Below are 17,441 nucleotides of genomic sequence, written 5' to 3'. Positions count from 1 at the left end.
GTGACACGGGCAGCTTCGGGAACCTGGCCGGTGACACGGGCAGCTTCGGGAACCTCGGGGGCTCGGCCGACTGGAGCCAGGCCCCGGCGACCCTGCCGGGCGGGGCCGCGGCCCCGTGGGCGAGCCATCCGGACTTCGAGGGCGCGCGCGGGTACGCGGGGCGGCAGCCTGGCCAGGACGGGCTGGGCGCGCCGGGTTCGGACGCGCTGAGTTCGGGTGTGCTGCCGGGTGCCGGCGGAGCCGGTGGCGGGCCCGTCGCGGGCGGTCCGGGGCGCGGACCGCGCGTGCTGGGCGGTCCGGGGGTCGGTACCCCGTTCCCGGTGGAGTCCGCCGGTCCCGAGGGGGAGCCGGCCTACCCGGCCCCGCACGACATCGAAGCCGCCCACGGGCCGGCGCGGATCCCGGTGACGGGGGAGCGGCCGCACCCGGGGGTGGAGACCGGGGGCGAGGGCGAGCCGGAGGGCGGCCATGAGGCCGGGACCGGCGGGGTCGAGGCCGGGGTCGAGGCCCGGGCCGGAGCCGAGGCCGGAGCCGAGGGTGGGCTTGTGGGCGGGGGCGACGGCGGGTTCGAAGCCGGGGCCTTCGAGGCGCAGGCCGAGGCGGGCGGGGACACGCGGACCCACGGCGGAGCCGGGGCCGCGCTCGCACCGGGTTCGGACGACGCCGACCTGGCTGTCGCGACCGCTTCGGCCGAGCAGGCCGGAGGGGCACCGGGCGAGGGGGCGACGTACGGGGAAGAGGACGCCGAGCGTGCGGATGCCGCCGCCGTCGCCCATCACGAGCACCCGCCGGCCTCCTACGTCCTGCGCGTCAACGGCGCCGACCGGCCCGTCACCGGTGCGTGGATCGGCGAGTCCCTGCTCTACGTGCTGCGCGAGCGCCTCGGCCTCGCCGGCGCCAAGGACGGCTGCTCGCAGGGCGAGTGCGGGGCGTGCGCCGTGCAGGTCGACGGCCGGCTCGTCGCCTCCTGCCTGGTCCCGGCGGCGACGGCGGCGGGCAGCGAGGTCCGGACGGTGGAGGGCCTCGCGACCGACGGGGAACTGTCGGACGTGCAGCAGGCGTTGTGCAGGTCGGGTGCGGTGCAGTGCGGGTTCTGCGTGCCCGGCATGGCCATGACCATCCACGACCTGCTGGAAGGCAACCACGCACCCAGCGAGCTGGAGACCCGCCAGGCCCTGTGCGGCAACCTCTGCCGCTGCTCGGGCTACAGCGGGGTCATCGACGCCGTGCGCGAGGTGGTGGCCGAGCGCGAGGCGGCGTCGGAGGCGGCCGCGGTGGCTTCGGCCTCTGCCTCGGCCTCCGCCTCGGCTTCGGCTTCGGGCGAGGCGCGGATCCCGCACCAGGCCCAGCCGGGCGAGGGCGGCTTCCACGGGATCCCGGGCAGCCAGGGCAACCCCGGCAACCCCGGCAACCCCGGCAACCCGGGCAACCCCGGCAACCCGGGCATGCACGACGGCCAGGGAACCCACGGCACGCACGGCACGTTCGGTCAGCACGGGCTCGGCAACCAGCAGGGAGGCACGGCGTGAGCGCCCACGACGCGGCCACGGCATCGGCGGTCTCGGCCGTCACCGCGGCGCTGCCCGAGGGTGGCACCGACGCCTCGGAGCGGGACGCCGCGCGCGGCATCGGCGCGTCCGTCCCGGCCGCCGACACCCGCGCCAAGACCGAGGGCACCTTCCCCTACGCCGCCGACCTGTGGGCCGAGGGCCTCCTGTGGGCCGCCGTGCTGCGCTCCCCGCACGCCCACGCCCGCATCCTCTCCATCGACACCACGGCCGCCACCGAAATGCCCGGTGTGCGCGCCGTCGTCACCCACGCCGACGTCCCCGGCGCCACCACGCACGGCCGCCGCATCGCCGACCGGCCCGTGTTCGCGCACGACGTGGTCCGCCACCACGGCGAGCCCATCGCCGCCGTCGCCGCCGACCACCCGGACACCGCGCGCCTCGCGGCCGCCGCGATCGCCGTCGAGTACGAGCTCCTCGACCCGGTCACCGACCCCGAACAGGCCTTCGGCGCCCCCGCCCTGCACCCCGACGGCAACCTGATCCGGCACATCCCGCTGCGCTACGGCGACCCGGAGGCCACCGGCGAGGTCGTCGTCGAGGGCCTCTACCGCATCGGCCGCCAGGACCCCGCGCCCATCGGCGCCGAGGCCGGGCTGGCCGTGCCGCGCCCCGACGGCGGCGTGGAGATCTACACCGCCTCCACCGACCCGCACACCGACCGCGATCTGGCCGCCGCCTGCTTCGGGCTCGAACCCGACCGCGTACGCGTCGTCGTCACCGGGGTCCCGGGCGCGACCGCCGACCGCGAGGACGCCGCGTTCCAGCTCCCGCTCGGCCTCCTCGCCCTGCGCACCGGCTGCCCGGTGAAGCTGGCCGCCACCCGCGAGGAGTCCTTCCTCGGCCACCCCCACCGCCACCCGACGCTGCTGCGCTACCGCCACCACGCGGACGCGGACGGCCGGCTGGTCAAGGTCGAGGCCCAGATCCTGATGGACGCCGGCGCCTACGCCGACGCCTCCTCGGAGTCCCTCGCGGCCGCGGTGGCCTTCGCCTGCGGCCCGTACGTGGTGCCGCACGCCTTCGTCGAAGGCTGGGCGGTCCGTACGAACAACCCGCCGTCGGGCCACGTACGCGGCGAAGGCGCCATGCAGGTCTGCGCGGCCTACGAGGGCCAGATGGACAAGCTGGCCGCCGCCCTCGGCATCGACGGCGCGGAACTGCGCCTGCGCAACGTCCTGGCCACCGGTGACCTGCTCCCCACCGGCCAGACGGTCACCTGCCCGGCGCCCGTCGCCGAGCTCCTGCGCGCGGTCCGCGACTACGAGCTTCCGCCGCTCCCGAAGGACACCCCCGAGGAGGACTGGCTGCTCCCGGGCGGGCCGGAGGGCGCGGGCGAGCCGGGCGCGGTGCGGCGCGGGGTCGGGTACGGGATCGGCATGGTCCACATGCTCGGCGCGGAGGGCACCGACGAGGTGTCCACGGCCACCGTGAAGATCGTCGGCGGTTCCGCGACGGTCATCTGCGCGGCCGTCGACACCGGGCAGGGCTTCTCCACGCTCGCCCGCCAGATCGTCCAGGAGATCCTGGGCGTGGACGAGGTCGTCACGGCCCCGGTCGACACCGACCAGCCGCCGGCGGGCCCGTCGGCGCACGGCCGCCACACGTGGGTCTCGGGCGGCGCGGTGGAACGCGCGGCGAAGATGGTCCGCACTCAGCTCCTCCAGCCGATGGCCCACAAGCTCGGCATGTCCACGGAGCTCCTGCAGATCGCGGACGGCCGCATCACCTCGTACGACGGCGCCTTCTCCACGACGGTCGCCGAGGCGATGGAGGGCAAGGAACTCTGGGCGACGGCCCAGTGCCGCCCCCACCCCACGGAGCCGCTGGACGCGGACGGGCAGGGCGACGCCTTCGTCGGCCTTGCCTTCTGCGCGATCCGCGCGGTGGTGGACGTCGACATCGAGCTGGGCTCGGTGCGCGTCGTCGAGCTCGCCGTCGCCCAGGACGTGGGCCGCATCCTCAACCCCCGCCAGCTGGAGGCCCGTATCGAAGCGGGCGTCATCCAGGGCGTCGGCGCGTCCCTGACGGAGAACCTCCGTACGGCCTCGGGCCTGATCCGCCACCCCGACCTGACGGGCTACGCCCTCCCCACCTCCCTGGACGCCCCGACGGTGCGCATCGTCAAACTCGTCGAGGAACGCGACGTGGTGGCCCCCTTCGGAGCCAAGCCGGCGAGCGCCGTCCCGGTCGTCACCTCCCCGGCGGCGGTGGCCTCGGCGGTCCGCGCGGCCACGGGCCGGCCGGTCAACAGGCTCCCGATCCGGCCGTCGGCGGCGGTGGCTTCACCCAACGCCTGACCTCGGGGTGCGGATTGCACCTGCCAACCCGGAACTTGGGTGCTGTCCGCCGCTCTGGCTAGAGTGATCCAGGACACACCGCGGCCGGGCGTGTGCGAACGCGTACGCGTACGCGTACGCGCGTGCGAACGGGGCCGGGGAGTGCGGGAGTCGGGGAGCCGGGAGGTCATCGTGTCCGTGGACTACGGGCCGGGGTTATTGGGCCGGGACTTCGGCGTGGGAGTCGCCTCGCCGGCGACCCTGAGCGCGCTGCGGGTCGAGTACGAGTCGCTGACCCAGTACAAGAAGCGGGTCGACGCCCTGCTGTCCAGGCTGAACGAATCCCCGGCGAGCGACAGGAACCTCGCGCACGGCACCCTCCCCGCAGGCTCCCTGGGCGAGGGCTTCGCCGAGGCAAGGCGCCTCTTCACGGCCTACGCGAACGTCCACGCGCAGCTGCTGACGCTGTCGAAGGGCCTGGCGGACCAGATCGAAGGCCTGGGCATCGCGATCCGGACGGCGGGCCGGGGGTTCGGGGACGTGGACGAGGACACGAAGCGGCGGATGCTGGCGATCAGCAAGCAGGCTGAAGCGAACTACGTCCCGGAACGGGACCCGCTCGCGCCTCCGCCTCCGCATCGTGCGAGTTCGCAGGGCGCCGGGCCGGGAGCGACGCGGGCGGAGGGCTTCTGATGGCGACGGACTTCGAGGGCCACACCCACCAGGAACTGCTGGCCATGCTGGCCTCGGCCGATGCGGAGACCCTCAGGGCGCGCGGCGCCCAGCTGACGGACGCCGCCGCGGCCATCAAGGAGATCGGCGAGAGCCTGAAGGAACACCGGGTGACGGGCTGGGAGGGCGAGTCGTCCCAGGCCTTCCAGGACTGGGTCAGCCGTACGGGCAACGCGGCGCTCCGCCTGAGCGAGTACTGCGCGGCGGGCGGCAAGCAGATGACGCAGGCGGGCCAGGTCGTCATCGAGGTCAAGGCCAACATGCCCGCGTACGACACCGGGGCGGAGTCCACCCTGGCGGCGGCCCGTGAGTTCCACAACGACCCGGACGCGCAGCAGATCGGTCAGCGGGCGCACGCGAAGCTGAGCGGGGACCGGCAACAGGCGATCCAGCAGATGACGAAGCTGGCGCAGGGGTACGAGGCGTCGGCGACGGGGATGGAGATGGCGGAGGTTCCGACGTTTCCGGTGCTGCCGCAGGTGTTCGTTCCGCAGGGCAAGGATGCAGTCCAGCAGTGGGAACGCTCTGGAAGCCATCCCACAGGATCCGTTGGAATGGGCGGGGCGGCGCACGCGCCTGTGATGAAGAGTCCTGGCGGTGCGTCGTATGACTTTGGTTCTACGGCTGGGCCGGTAGGCGTTTCGCCTACGACGACGAGTCCGGCACCAGACCTCGTGCTGCCGGACCGCATTGCCAGAGTCGGTCTCGACAATGTCGGCACCCTGCCGGACAGGACACTGCCTCCGGCGGGCGTGTCCGGAGGGGCGGGCCCGATTGGGCCGGGTGGCGGTGGTCTGGTCGTACCTCCTAGTGATTTTATCCCGCCTCCGGCACTTCTGCCTGTTGGCGGAATTCGTCCTGGCAGAACCATCGCTGGTGCAAGCGGGCTGGGTGGCGCAGGAGGCAGCGCTGGTCTGCCTCTGCGCGACAACGGGATCCTAGGCGGCCGGCCGGTGACGTCCGGCGGTCCGAGTTCGAGCATTCCCCGAGGAACGGTCATCGGTGGCGAGGGAGCTCAGGCGGCGGGGCGTGGCATGGGGGGCGGGATGGGTATGGGCGGTGGCAGCGTGCACGGTGGTGTCAGCGGTTCCATGGCCGGTCGCCGGCTCGCCACCGAACCGGGTGGTGTTTTCGGTGGGCGCCAACCGGGTGCGGGCAGCCGCTCGATTTCCGGCGGTCAGCCGTTCACTCAAGGCGGTTCGGGCCTGCTGCGCGGTGGGTCGGGTGCCGGTCCAGCGGGTGGCCCGGTGGGCCATGGCGGCACGGGTACCCATGCACCGGGTAGGCGGGGCGAGGTTCAGCGGGGCGAACGCCCGGACTATCTGGCCGAGGACGAAGAGACCTGGCAGGGCGACCATCGGGTCATTCCGCCCGTGATCGACTGAGTGGAGCGGGCGTTGCACGGGATGCGTACGCGTAAGGCGACCGCGGCCTTGGCGGTATCTCTGCTGGTGGGGGTTGCTGCGACTCCGGCCCATGCGGAGACCGTTCGGTCGCAGCAGTGGCATCTCACCTTGATGAAGGCCGATGAAATTTGGAAGACCAGTACAGGCAAGGGCGTGACTGTTGCTGTCATCGACTCGGGTGTTGGTCGCATTCCTGAACTCGAAGGGCAGGTTCTCCCTGGGAGGGACTTCGCCACGACAGATGAGGGTGATGAACGGACGGATCGCGAGAAACATGGAACCACGATGGCTGCGTTGATCGCGGCCACAGGCAAGCACCCCAGTGGGGACGGGGCGTTCGGACTCTCGCCAGGAGTCAAGATCCTTCCGATCCGTGTGCCGCATGAGTCCCGCGAGGCGGCTCCGTCTTGGACTGAGGCGATCCGGTATGCGGCGGATTCCGAAGCTGAGATCATCAGCATTTCGCTCGGCATGTCCAAAGAGGATCCTGCGCGACTCGATGCCGTTAAGTACGCCCTGTCCAAAGGGAAGCTGATCTTTGCCTCTGTGGGTAATGAGGGGGACACGAGTAACGACGCCCTGTACCCGGCTGCAACGCCAGGCGTGGTGGGCGTCGGCGCTGTTGACCGCGATGGCAAGGTAACCGCAGAGTCGCAGCACGGTACTCAGGTCGACCTAGTGGCCCCTGGCGTCGACATCGTCACGGCTTGCGCCAGCGACACCCAACTCTGCAAGAACCACGGCACGAGTGACGCCACCGCCCTCGCCTCCGCCTCGGCGGCACTGATCTGGTCCGCCCACCCCGAGTGGACCAACAACCAGGTGCTCCGGGTCCTCATGAACACGGCCGGCAAGCCCACCGACGGTTCCGCGCGCAGTGACTTCGTCGGGTACGGCATCGTCCGCCCCCGCATCGCCGTGACCACCCCCGGCGACCCCGGTCCCGCGGACGTCTACCCGCTCCCCGACCTGGCGGCCGCCGGAGGCGCTTCGGCTTCGGGGGCGAAGGGCTCACCCAGTGAACCCGCTTCCGCCCCTCAGGCTGAGGCGAAGAAGGACGACGGCAGTGTCCTCCCCTGGCTCGCTCTCGGGCTCGGCGCCTGCCTGGTCATCGGCGGGGCCGTCGCCGCGGTCGCCATCCGGCGAAGGAACGGCTGATCCTGCGGAGCCGGTAGGCCGGGTGGGGTCACGTAGAGCACGTGGCCCCGTCCGCGGTAATCGGAAGTCACCGAGGGGCAGACAACGCGCGGGGTCTGGGCCCCGAACCCGCCCGCTCCGCCGGTTCCGCGGCGCGCCTCGGCCGGAGTGCTAGGACTTGTCGTTCTTGTAGGGGTCCTCGATCCCGCTGTGGGGGAAGGTGGACGCCCTCCTCAGCCTGGATCGGCGGCTGCCGGGTGTCCGGTCAGGGGCCGTCCAGTCGGCCCTCCCGGATGGCCCGGCGCGATGACCGGGTGTTGCGGTACCGGAGGGGGGCACGGTGAGGGGCAGTTCCTCGCCCGTCGTGCGCGACCAGGCGCGGCTCGGCCGCATGTGGGTCCGTCGTCCCGGGCCGTCCGCGATCCACCTGGTGAGCGGACACTCGATGTCGGACCTAGGGGTGGGCGACCAGGACCATGATCTGGTCGGGGCCGTAGGCGTACGGAGCTGGGTTCTCCGTGCAGAGAGGGTGGTTGAGGCGTTCGCCGCCCATTGACCGAGATCGAACGGCCTGTCGAGCCGGTGAGGGCTCATGGACGGACAAGGTCAATTCAGCTCGGTCTCGCGGGCGAAGATCTTTAGTGATTCCGCCTGCGGGTCATCGTTGACGGAGAGGAATTCTTCAACGATGTCGTCGATGCTCGAAACGAAGTCCAGCCGGATCCGGAAGGGGATGTCGATCTTGCTGCCGGACACGAATGACATGCGAAGCTGACGGGCTTGGCTGTCGAACCAGAGGTATACCACTCCGGGGCGCCCGGTCCCGTCGCCGGCCGCATCGCCCAGCCATGTTTCGAAGGTCGAATCGAGTGCTGAGACCAGAGTTGCCCGGTCGACTCCTGAGTGTCTGTCGGTGAGAGTGGAGAAGTGTTCCAGGTTCTCAATGGCCTCTTCGTCGATGTTTCCATCTCCTCGCCAGACCCCGAAGTCGGCAACTTCATTGACGCGCTCGATCAGCTCCGCAAATTTCACGATGATTCTCCGGCGGCTAGGTGAGTCGAGGATTGTACCTACTGCGAAAATGAAGAGCCGGTCGAGGGCGTGCTCGAGTCGGGGCCGAGGGGGAGGTCTGTCGCGCCGTGCCGGGTGACGGTGAAGTCCTTGGCATGGAGCGCGGATTGAGGCGGACGCCGAAGGGGCGGCGCCCTCTGAGGGTGCCGCCCCTTCGTTCTGCCCGTTCAGGCGTTCAGAAGCCGTGACCGGAATCGAACCGGCGTAACTCGCTTTGCAGGCGAGTCCCTCAACCACTCGGGCACACGGCTGGGTGGTGGTGATGTGTATGACCGTACGAGGGCGCCCGCCGGTGGGGAAGGGATGCGCGGGGCCTGCAACGCGACTGCCATGCCGCGTTCACAGTCCGCCCGTTCGGGCCGTCTGCAAGCCGTCTGCAAGCCGTCTGCAAGCCGTCTGCGAGTCATCTGCGTCCGTGAACCGCGCGTGCGTCGCGTGTGAGGCCTCGGGGGAGGGGGCGGGCGTCCTCGTTCGGTGGGGTGTCGGCCCTCGGAGGTGAGCGCGGGGGGTGGGGTGCGGACTCCGGGGTGGTGAGGTGCGGGTTGCGGGGCGGGTCCGTGGTGGTCAGGTGTGGGCGTCGGCTACGGCGTGTGGACCCTGGGCGGCAGGCGGCAGGCGGCAGGCGGCAGGCGGCAGGCGGCAGGCGCGGGCTTCGGCAGGTGCGTATGCGGGGGCCGGCAGGCGGTGTGGGGTCGGCCCGGTCGGCGGACTAGGGCCCGGGGACCAGGGCTGGGGGATGAGGGGGATCGGGCTAAATGACAGGGTCGATATGCGGCTACGCACCTTACTCTTGGGCGATGAGCGTCCTCCCGCAGCGAGCCACCGATCCCGCCCCGATATCCACCCCTCCGCAGGGCGGGATCCTCGCGCCCGCGTACCGGACGCTCAGTATCGGGATCATCTCCGTCATCTTCCTGATCGCCTTCGAGGCCACCGCCGTCGGGACCGCGATGCCCGTGGCCGCCCGGGAACTGGAGGGGATCGGGCTCTACGCCTTCGCCTTCTCCGCCTACTTCACGACCAGCCTGTTCGGCATGGTGCTCTCCGGGCAGTGGGCCGACCGACAGGGTCCGCTGCGGCCGCTGACCGTCGGGATCGTGGCCTTCGCCGCCGGGCTGGTGTTCGCCGGGACCGCCGGGGCGATGTGGATCTTCGTGCTCGGGCGGGCCGTGCAGGGGTTCGGTGGTGGGCTGGTCATCGTCGCGCTGTACGTGGTCGTCAGCCGGGCCTACGAGGAGCGGTTGCGGCCCGCGATCATGGCGGCCTTCGCGGCGAGCTGGGTCGTGCCGTCGATCGTCGGACCGCTCGCCGCGGGCACGGTCACCGAGCACCTCGGGTGGCGCTGGGTCTTCCTCGGGATACCCGCACTGGTCTTCGTACCGCTGGCCGTGGCCCTGCCGGCCATCCGGCGGACCGCCTCCGGGCCGGTGGACCCCGAGGCCCCGCCCGTCGCGTTCGACCGGCGCCGCATCCGGCTCGCCCTGGGGATCTCGGTCGGAGCGGGGCTGCTCCAGTACGCCGCCCAGGACCTCCGGTGGGTGTCCCTGCTGCCGGGCCTGGCGGGGGCGGCCCTGCTGGTGCCCGCCGTACTCGGGCTGCTGCCGCGCGGGACCTACCGGGCGCGGCGGGGGCTGCCGTCCGTGGTGCTGCTCAGGGGGCTGGCCGCGGGGTCGTTCATCGCGGCGGAGAGCTTCGTACCGCTGATGCTGGTCACCCAGCGGGGGCTGAGCCCGACGCTGGCCGGGTTCTCGCTCGCGCTGGGCGGGGTGACGTGGGCGGCGGGCTCGTGGGTGCAGTCGAAGGGGCGGGTGGCGCCGTACCGGCAGCGGCTGATGGTGCTCGGCATGATCCTCGTCGCGGCGGCCATCGCCGGGGCGCCGGCGGTGCTCGTGGAGTGGGTGCCGGTGTGGACGCTGGCGCTGGTGTGGGCACTGGGGTGCCTGGGGATGGGGCTGGTGATCGGCTCCACGAGCGTGCTGCTGCTGAAGCTTTCGGCGCCGGAGGAGGCGGGGGCGAACTCCGCGGCGCTGCAGATTTCGGATGCCCTGGCCAATGTGGTGCTGCTGGCGGCGGGCGGCGCGGCGTTTGCCGCGCTGGGCGGGGGAGCGGTGGGGGCGGCGCACTCCGTGGGGGCGGGGGGTGCTTCGCATCCGGGTGCGTTCGTGGTGGTCTTCCTGCCGATGGCCTGCGTGGCGTTGGTGGGGGCGTGGGTGTCGACCCGGCTGGACGGGGCGCCGGCGGCGCGCGAGGCCTGAGCACGGGGGTCGTTGACCCCGGCTTCCGTGGGACTGGTCGCGGCTCTGCTGCGCAGCGGGGGAGGCCGGGTGCGGCCGGGTCCGTTGCCGTGTGCGGCGCCGCTGCCGGGGGGCCGGCCCCCGGACACCCGCTCCTCAAACGCCGGCGGGGCTGAAGGATCGCATCGAGCGCCGGCGGGGCTGAAAGGTCGCCTCAAGCGCCCGTGGGGCCGGAATGGAGGGGCGGGCGGCAGGGGGTGGTCGGTAGCCTCCGGGGATGAACGAGCTGATCATCGAAGTGCCTGACCAGGACTGGGCGGAGCTGGCCGATCTGGCCGATGCCACTGGGCAGAGCGTCGAGGAGGCCGCGCTGGGGGCCGTACGGGACTGGGTGCGCGCCGAGCGGGAGCGGGCCGGAGCGGAGGCCGGGCGCTTGGCCGGGGCCCACGCCGGGCTGCTGCGGAGGCTCGGCGCATGAGTACGCACGACACGAGCCCGAGCCACCCGGGCCCGAGCCACGCGGGCCCGAGCTACCCGGGCCCGAGCTACCCGAGCCCGAGCCGCACGCGCCACCTCACCCTTGTCGAGGTCCTCGACCTTGCCCGGCACGCCTGTCTCGCGCAGGACCAGCCCGTCGAGCTGCGGGCCCCCGGGCTGCTGGAGTCGGCGGTGCACCGGCCGCGGGCCCGGATGTTCGGGACACCGGCGTACGAGGACCCGTACGAGCAGGCGGCCGCGCTGCTGCACGGCATCGCGACGAACCATCCCCTCGTCGACGGGAACAAGCGCACCGCCTGGCTCGCCGCCGCGACCTTCCTCGCGGTCAACGGCACGGATCTCGCCGAGGTCGACCAGGACACCGCGTACGACCTGGTCATCGACGTGGCGGCCGGCTCCGAGGGGGATGTCGCGCGGATCGCGGAGCGGCTGCGCGACCTCGTCCGGCGGGACACGAAGCGAATGTGATGCTCACCGCACGCGCCGAGGTCACGGGCCTGTCCCTCCGCGAGGGACGGGCCCGGGCCGGTAAGGTGGCCCGGTTGTCCTACGTACGACTGCCCGTACCCGCGGCCCCGCACCGCCGGCCTGTACGAGAGCTGCCGCCGCCGAGAGCCCGAACCGGAGACCGTGACTACTACCGCCTCCCACCACCTCTCACCCGCCTTCCCCGGCCGTGCGCCCTGGGGTACCGCCAGCGCCCTGCGAGCTTGGCAGCAGGGTGCGCTGGACCGGTACCTGGAGACCCAGCCGCGCGACTTCCTCGCCGTCGCCACGCCCGGCGCCGGAAAGACCACCTTCGCGCTGACGCTCGCGTCGTGGCTGCTGCACCACCACGTGGTGCAGCAGGTGACCGTCGTCGCGCCGACCGAGCACCTGAAGAAGCAGTGGGCGGAAGCAGCGGCCCGGATAGGGATCCGGCTGGACCCGGACTACTCAGCGGGCCCGCTGAGCAAGGACTACCACGGGGTCGCGGTCACGTACGCGGGTGTGGGTGTGCGGCCGATGCTGCACCGCAACCGGTGCGAGCAGCGCAAGACCCTTGTCATTCTTGATGAGATTCACCATGCCGGTGACTCCAAGTCGTGGGGCGAGGCCTGCCTCGAGGCCTTCGATCCGGCGACCCGGCGGCTGGCCCTGACGGGCACGCCCTTCCGGTCCGACACCAATCCCATTCCCTTCGTCAGCTACGAGGAAGGGAACGACGGGATTCGGCGGTCGTCCGCCGATTACACCTACGGCTACGGCAACGCACTTGGTGACGGCGTGGTGCGGCCCGTCATCTTCCTTTCCTACAGCGGCAACATGCGCTGGCGCACCAAGGCGGGCGACGAGATCGCCGCGCGCCTCGGCGAGCCGATGACCAAGGACGCCATCTCCCAGGCCTGGCGCACCGCGCTCGACCCGCGCGGCGACTGGATGCCGAACGTGCTGCGCGCCGCCGACCAGCGGCTGACGGAGGTCAGGAAGGGCATTCCGGACGCGGGCGGGCTGGTCATCGCCGCCGATCAGGACTCGGCGCGCGCCTACGCCAAGCTGATCCGCGAGATCACCGGTACGAAGGCCACCGTCGTGCTGTCCGACGACACCGGCGCGTCGAAGCGGATCGACGAGTTCAGTTCGGACGGCAGCCGCTGGATGGTCGCGGTCCGGATGGTGTCCGAGGGCGTCGACGTGCCGCGCCTCGCGGTGGGCGTGTACGCCACCACCATCTCGACCCCGCTGTTCTTCGCGCAGGCCGTCGGACGCTTCGTGCGCTCGCGCAGGCGCGGCGAGACGGCGTCGGTGTTCCTGCCGACCATCCCCTACCTCCTCGGTTTCGCCAACGAGATGGAGGTCGAGCGCGACCACGTGCTCGACAAGCCGAAGAAGCAGGGCGAGGAAGACCCGTACGCCGAGTCCGAGAAGGAGATGGACGAGGCGAACCGGCAGGAGGACGAGGACACCGGCGACGAGGAGCAGATGTCCTTCGAGGCGCTGGAGTCCGACGCCGTCTTCGACCGGGTGCTCTACGACGGCGCCGAATTCGGCATGCAGGCGCACCCGGGGAGCGAGGAGGAGCAGGACTACCTCGGCATCCCCGGGCTGCTGGAGCCGGACCAGGTGCAGATGCTGCTCCAGAAGCGCCAGTCGCGGCAGATCGCGCACAGCAAGCGCAAGCCGGACTCCGAGGCGGACCTGCTGGAGCTGCCGGCCGACCGGCGTCCGGTGGTCTCGCACAAGGAGCTGCTGGAGCTGCGCAAGTCGCTCAACACGATGGTGGGCGCGTACGTGCACCAGAGCGGCAAGCCCCACGGCGTGATCCACACGGAACTGCGCCGGGTGTGCGGCGGGCCGCCGAGCGCGGAAGCGACGGCGGGCCAGCTGCGGGAGCGGATCAAGAAGGTCCAGGAGTGGGCCACCCGCATGCGGTGATTCCCAGGTGATTTCCTACGGAATGCGCCAAGGGGGCCGGGCGGACGTTCGTACGGACCCCGGCGCGCGCGGGCGTCGTAGCGGCGTCGGCCCGCCGGTGGTGGGCCCGCCCGGGGCCGTTCCGCGACGCCAGGGTCCGGAGGTCACGAAATGACGGCGACTCGGGTTTGCAACCGGCATAAATCGGCAGTAGGCGCCCGGATTCTGGACGAGCCCTTCCGCTGAGCGAACCTGCTCGCTAGTGTCCCCGCATCGAACGCCCCGTGGCAGCGCCGCTGCGGGAGCGCAGCCGGTGCCATGGCCGCTACCGGCGGCCTCTCCGTGCGTTGCCGAGGGACCGGCGACGCTATCCCCAGAGAGTCACCGCCGCCCACCGAAAGAGGGAGAGGCGTCGTGACCGCGGAAACCTCCCAGACTCTCGACAGAGGGCTCAGAGTCCTCAAACTGCTCGCCGACACCGACCACGGTCTGACCGTCACCGAGCTCTCCAACCGCCTCGGTGTGAACCGCACCGTCGTCTACCGGCTCCTCGCCACGCTCGAACAGCACGCCCTGGTCCGCCGCGACCTCGGCGGCCGGGCCCGCGTCGGGCTCGGCGTGCTGCGCCTGGGCCGGCAGGTCCACCCGCTGGTGCGCGAGGCGGCGCTGCCCGCCCTGCGCTCCCTGGCCGAGGACATAGGCGCCACCGCGCACCTGACCCTCGTGGACGGCACCGAGGCGCTCGCCGTGGCCGTCGTGGAGCCGACCTGGACCGACTACCACGTGGCCTACCGGGCCGGCTTCCGCCACCCGCTCGACCGCGGGGCCGCCGGCCGGGCCATCCTGGCCGCCCGCCAGGGCACGCTCATCGAGCCCGGCTACACGCTCACCCACGGGGAGCTCGAAGCCGGCGCCAGCGGCGCCGCGGCGCCGCTCGTGGGCATCACCGGGCTGGAGGGCAGCGTGGGCGTCGTCATGCTGTCCGACGCCGTGCCCGAGCGGGTCGGCCCGCGCGTGGTGGACGCCGCCCGCGAGGTGGCCGACGCCCTGCGCTGAGCCGCCGGGCCGCTCCGGTCGCCGGGCACTTCGGCCGCCGTGAACGGAAGACCTTCAGGACCGGGCCGCGTCCCCCACGGGGGCGCGGCTCGACCCGTTGCCGGGCGGCCGCGCTAGATTGACCGGGTGCTCTCTCGCCTCACACGTCTGCCGCGTCCCGCCGCCCTCGGCATCTGCGCCGTGCCCGTCCTCGCGCTGTTCGCCGTCGCGGCCGCCGCGCCGCTGCCCTTCGTGGTCGCGCAGCCGGGCCTGACCGCCGACGTGCTCGGCTCCCGGGACGGCAAGCAGGTCATCACGGTCACGGGGGTACCCACCCGGGAGACCACGGGCCAGCTGCGGATGACCACCATCCAGGCCACCGGCCCCTCCACCTCCGTCACCCTCCCGGACCTGGTCGGCGACTGGTTCGACACCAGCCGCGCGGTCATGCCCCGCGAGGCCGTCTACCCGTCGGGCGGAAGCGACAAGGAGATCGAGGAGCACAACTTGGAGGAGATGACCAAGTCGCAGTCGACGGCCTCCGAGGCCGCGCTCGGCTTCCTCCACAAGGACCCCAAGGACGTGAAGGTCGAGCTGAACCTCGCCGACGTCGGCGGCCCCAGCGCCGGGCTGCTCTTCTCCCTGGGCATCGTCGACAAGCTCGACGGGAACGGCAGCGGCGGCGACCTCACCGGTGGCCGCATCATCGCCGGTACGGGCACCATCAGCGGCGACGGCAAGGTCGGCGCGGTCGGCGGGGTGGCGCTGAAGACCCAGGCCGCGCGGCGCGACGGTGCGAGCGTGTTCCTCGTACCGGCGGCGGAGTGCTCGGACGCCCAGACGGAACTCCCCGAGGGGCTCCGACTGGTCCCCGTCACTTCGCTGACGGATGCGGTGAACGCGCTGCGGGCTCTGCAGAAGGACGAATCGGTTCCGTCCTGCTGATCCGGGAGGGCTCCAGGCCCCGCCAGGCCGGGAACAGCACCGGCGTGAGGGTGACGAGGAAGTACACGCCGCCGAACACCAGCAGCGCCCGCGTCGCCCCGAACCCGTCGATCAGCAGCCCTGCCGCCAGCCCGCCCAGCGGCATCGTCAGCTCGCAGCCGGCCTGGGTCACGCTCGCCACGCGGCTGCGCAGTTCGTCGGGCACCTTCTCCAGCATCACGGTGGTCAGGATCGGGTTGAGCACGCCCGCGCCCAGTCCGGACAGGGCCATCGTCACCGCGAGGGGCAGCGGGGTGTCGGTGAAGGCGGCGACGGCGTAGCGGGGGGCTCCGCACAGCAGGAAGGCCGCGGCGAAGACGGTCCTGCGGGAGAACCGCTCGCCCCAGGCTCCGTAGAGCAGGGCCCCGAGGAGCGCGAACCCGCCGAAGAGGGCGATGAGCAGGCCGAGCGCGGCGGCGCCGCCGAGTGCCTCGCGGCCGTGCACGGGCAGCAGGACCGAGGACCAGCCCTGGTCGAGCCCGTTGGTCATCATCACCATCAGGGTGATGCCGAGCAGCAGCCGGGAGCGGGTCAGGAACCCGAAGCCCTCGGCGAGTTCGGCCCGGTAGCCGGCCGCCGACACCTTCTTCCCGGTGCGCTGCGGCTCGGCGGACGGTATCCCCCGCAGGAACGCGGCGACGAGCAGGGCGGACGCCCCGAAGGTGGCCGCGTCGAGCAGCAGGACCGACTCGGCGCCGATCGTGGCGATGAGTACGCCGGCCAGCGCGGCCCCGAGCATGCGGGCTCCGCGCGAGACGGCGTCGTAGAGGCTGGCGGCGCGGGCGACGGTGGTGCCGGCGTGCTCGGCGAGGTGGGGGAGCATGACGTAGCGCGCGGTGAGCCCGGGGGTGTGCACGAGGCCGCCGACGGCCATCAGCGCGCACAGCATCCAGAACTCCAGCAGCCCGGCGTAGTGCAGCAGCGGGATCGAGGCGACGGACACGCCGCAGATCAGGTCCGAGGCGGCGGAGACCCGGCGGCGGCCGATCCGGTCGATGACCGGGCCGCCGACGAGGGCGGCCACGGCGACGGGCAGCGTGGCGCAGAAGGCGACGATCCCGGCCCGCCCGGCGCTGCCCGTGGTCTGCAGGACGAACCACGGGACGCCGATGAGGGTGAGGGAACTCCCGGCTATCGAGATGGTGTTGGCGACGAGGACGGCGGTGAAGGGGCGGCGGCTCATACGGCGTGCCGCCGGACGCGGACGCGGGCGTGGATGTGGGCGGGCTCCATCAGCCGGATGCCCGCGCCGACCAGGGCCTCGCCGAGCCGGTTGCGCAGGGCGGGAGCCGCGGGGACGGAGTGCTCGTGGGCGAGGCGCCAGGCGGCGGCCTCGGCGGCGAGTTCGACGGTGTGGGTCTCGTGGATCCGGCTGTGGGTGAAGGCGTGCATGGCAGGACTCCCTCAGTGTGGTTCGGTTATTCGCCGACGCGGCGGGGGAAGGCGTGCGTGTGGATGCGGACCGTTTCCGTGTCCTCTTCCGGCGGCAGGTCGCGGTAGCTGTTGACCAGGTCGTGCATCTTGAGGATCAGCTCGTGGCTCTGCCCGGGAGTGAGCTGCAGGGTGAAGTCGCTGAGGTCGGAGCTCCGGCGCCAGTCCAGCGACCAGCTCTGCGCCTGGCCCAGCCAGTTGCCCAGCTCCTGCGTGTGGATCTTCAGGATCTCGGCCAGGAAGACCTCGGCCGCGCCCCGTGTGGCCGGGTCCCCGTTGAAGAGCAGCGACTCGTCGAACGCGGTCCCGTCGTGGGCGGCCCGCCACCAGCGCTCGCGGCCCTTGCCGCGTTCGGGCGCGTCCTCGACGAATCCGTGCGCGGCCAGCTGGCGCAGGTGGTAGCTGGTGGCCCCGCTGGACTCGCCGAGCCGCTCGGCGAGCTGGGAAGCCGTGGCCGGACCGTCGTGGCGCAGGACGCCGAGCAGGCGGATGCGCAGTGGATGGGCCAGGCCGCGCAGGGACTGGGCGTCCAGCGTGCGGACCTCGGGCTGGGCCGGCTTCTGGGCCCCGGCTGATTCGGCGTTCTTCTCGGGCATGGCTCCACAGTAGAGTTGCAAAGAAGTCTATGCAAGGGTTTCTTTGCAACTACTTCTTTGGAACTCACCCGTCCGG

General features: G+C 72.2%; 15 protein-coding genes and 1 tRNA gene. 11 read left to right on the top strand and 5 right to left on the bottom strand.

Annotated elements, in window-relative coordinates; translation table 11 throughout:
• From ACWGDE_RS09040 to mycP, 5 genes are all read left to right on the top strand, one after another.
• Positions 1 to 1,529 (top strand): (2Fe-2S)-binding protein (locus ACWGDE_RS09040; RefSeq protein ID WP_453388327.1); only part of this gene is annotated, 1,529 nt, incomplete at its 5' end.
• A gap of 50 nt (positions 1,530 to 1,579) precedes the next feature.
• On the top strand, positions 1,580 to 3,868 hold the full coding sequence (locus ACWGDE_RS09035) for a xanthine dehydrogenase family protein molybdopterin-binding subunit (protein WP_453388329.1): 2,289 nt from the start codon (positions 1,580 to 1,582) through the stop codon (positions 3,866 to 3,868).
• 171 nt (positions 3,869 to 4,039) lie between these two features.
• Positions 4,040 to 4,540 (top strand): hypothetical protein, encoded by a 501-nt coding sequence (locus ACWGDE_RS09030; RefSeq protein WP_453388326.1) that lies wholly within the window; start codon positions 4,040 to 4,042, stop codon positions 4,538 to 4,540.
• The gene (locus ACWGDE_RS09025) at positions 4,540 to 5,964 is read left to right on the top strand and encodes a WXG100 family type VII secretion target (protein ID WP_453388325.1); all 1,425 of its coding nucleotides are present in this window, start codon (positions 4,540 to 4,542) and stop codon (positions 5,962 to 5,964) included. Before ACWGDE_RS09030 ends, ACWGDE_RS09025 begins: the two co-directional genes overlap by 1 nt.
• Before the next feature lie 48 nt (positions 5,965 to 6,012).
• A complete protein-coding gene (gene mycP / locus ACWGDE_RS09020) occupies positions 6,013 to 7,143 on the top strand; it encodes a type VII secretion-associated serine protease mycosin (protein WP_453388324.1) in 1,131 nt (376 codons plus the stop codon).
• A 585-nt stretch (positions 7,144 to 7,728) separates the two neighbouring features.
• On the opposite strand, the gene ACWGDE_RS09015 is transcribed toward mycP, so the two are convergent.
• Together ACWGDE_RS09015 and ACWGDE_RS09010 are read right to left on the bottom strand one after the other, a co-directional pair.
• On the bottom strand, positions 7,729 to 8,154 hold the full coding sequence (locus ACWGDE_RS09015) for a hypothetical protein (protein ID WP_453388323.1): 426 nt from the start codon (positions 8,152 to 8,154) through the stop codon (positions 7,729 to 7,731).
• A gap of 218 nt (positions 8,155 to 8,372) precedes the next feature.
• Positions 8,373 to 8,444, bottom strand: a tRNA-Cys gene (locus ACWGDE_RS09010).
• A gap of 546 nt (positions 8,445 to 8,990) precedes the next feature.
• Between ACWGDE_RS09010 and ACWGDE_RS09005 the strand changes: the two genes are divergently transcribed.
• The 6 genes from ACWGDE_RS09005 to ACWGDE_RS08980 all read left to right on the top strand — a co-directional run bounded on the left by ACWGDE_RS09005 (position 8,991) and on the right by ACWGDE_RS08980 (position 15,299).
• Entirely contained in the window at positions 8,991 to 10,448 is a 1,458-nt protein-coding gene (locus ACWGDE_RS09005) for an MFS transporter (protein WP_453388322.1), read from the top strand.
• 256 nt (positions 10,449 to 10,704) lie between these two features.
• On the top strand, positions 10,705 to 10,905 hold the full coding sequence (locus ACWGDE_RS09000; protein ID WP_453388321.1) for a hypothetical protein: 201 nt from the start codon (positions 10,705 to 10,707) through the stop codon (positions 10,903 to 10,905).
• A complete protein-coding gene (locus ACWGDE_RS08995; RefSeq protein ID WP_453388320.1) occupies positions 10,902 to 11,393 on the top strand; it encodes a type II toxin-antitoxin system death-on-curing family toxin in 492 nt (163 codons plus the stop codon). The genes ACWGDE_RS09000 and ACWGDE_RS08995 overlap by 4 nt, the downstream gene beginning before the upstream one ends.
• Positions 11,394 to 11,555: 162 nt before the next feature.
• A complete protein-coding gene (locus ACWGDE_RS08990; protein ID WP_453388319.1) occupies positions 11,556 to 13,340 on the top strand; it encodes a DEAD/DEAH box helicase in 1,785 nt (594 codons plus the stop codon).
• Between the two features lie 393 nt (positions 13,341 to 13,733).
• Complete coding sequence (locus tag ACWGDE_RS08985) at positions 13,734 to 14,375, top strand: IclR family transcriptional regulator (RefSeq protein WP_112448133.1); 642 nt, start codon at positions 13,734 to 13,736, stop codon at positions 14,373 to 14,375.
• A 126-nt stretch (positions 14,376 to 14,501) separates the two neighbouring features.
• Positions 14,502 to 15,299, top strand: coding sequence for a S16 family serine protease (locus ACWGDE_RS08980; RefSeq protein ID WP_453388318.1), 798 nt, complete (start codon positions 14,502 to 14,504; stop codon positions 15,297 to 15,299).
• Here the strand turns inward: ACWGDE_RS08980 and ACWGDE_RS08975 are convergent.
• From ACWGDE_RS08975 to ACWGDE_RS08965, 3 genes are read right to left on the bottom strand one after another with little or no spacing between them, the layout of a single operon-like run.
• Positions 15,229 to 16,521 (bottom strand): MFS transporter, encoded by a 1,293-nt coding sequence (locus ACWGDE_RS08975; RefSeq protein WP_453388317.1) that lies wholly within the window; start codon positions 16,519 to 16,521, stop codon positions 15,229 to 15,231. The two genes, ACWGDE_RS08980 and ACWGDE_RS08975, sit on opposite strands and share 71 nt — an antisense overlap.
• On the bottom strand, positions 16,518 to 16,730 hold the full coding sequence (locus ACWGDE_RS08970) for a hypothetical protein (RefSeq protein ID WP_453388316.1): 213 nt from the start codon (positions 16,728 to 16,730) through the stop codon (positions 16,518 to 16,520). The genes ACWGDE_RS08975 and ACWGDE_RS08970 overlap by 4 nt, the downstream gene beginning before the upstream one ends.
• Before the next feature lie 26 nt (positions 16,731 to 16,756).
• Positions 16,757 to 17,365, bottom strand: coding sequence for an ArsR/SmtB family transcription factor (locus tag ACWGDE_RS08965; protein ID WP_453388315.1), 609 nt, complete (start codon positions 17,363 to 17,365; stop codon positions 16,757 to 16,759).
• Between the last annotated feature and the right edge of the window lie 76 nt (positions 17,366 to 17,441).

Source organism: Streptomyces sp. NPDC054956 (genome assembly GCF_053609185.1).
The sequence above is the reverse complement of the archived record's forward strand: the minus strand, read 5'-3'. Positions and strand labels throughout refer to the sequence as shown.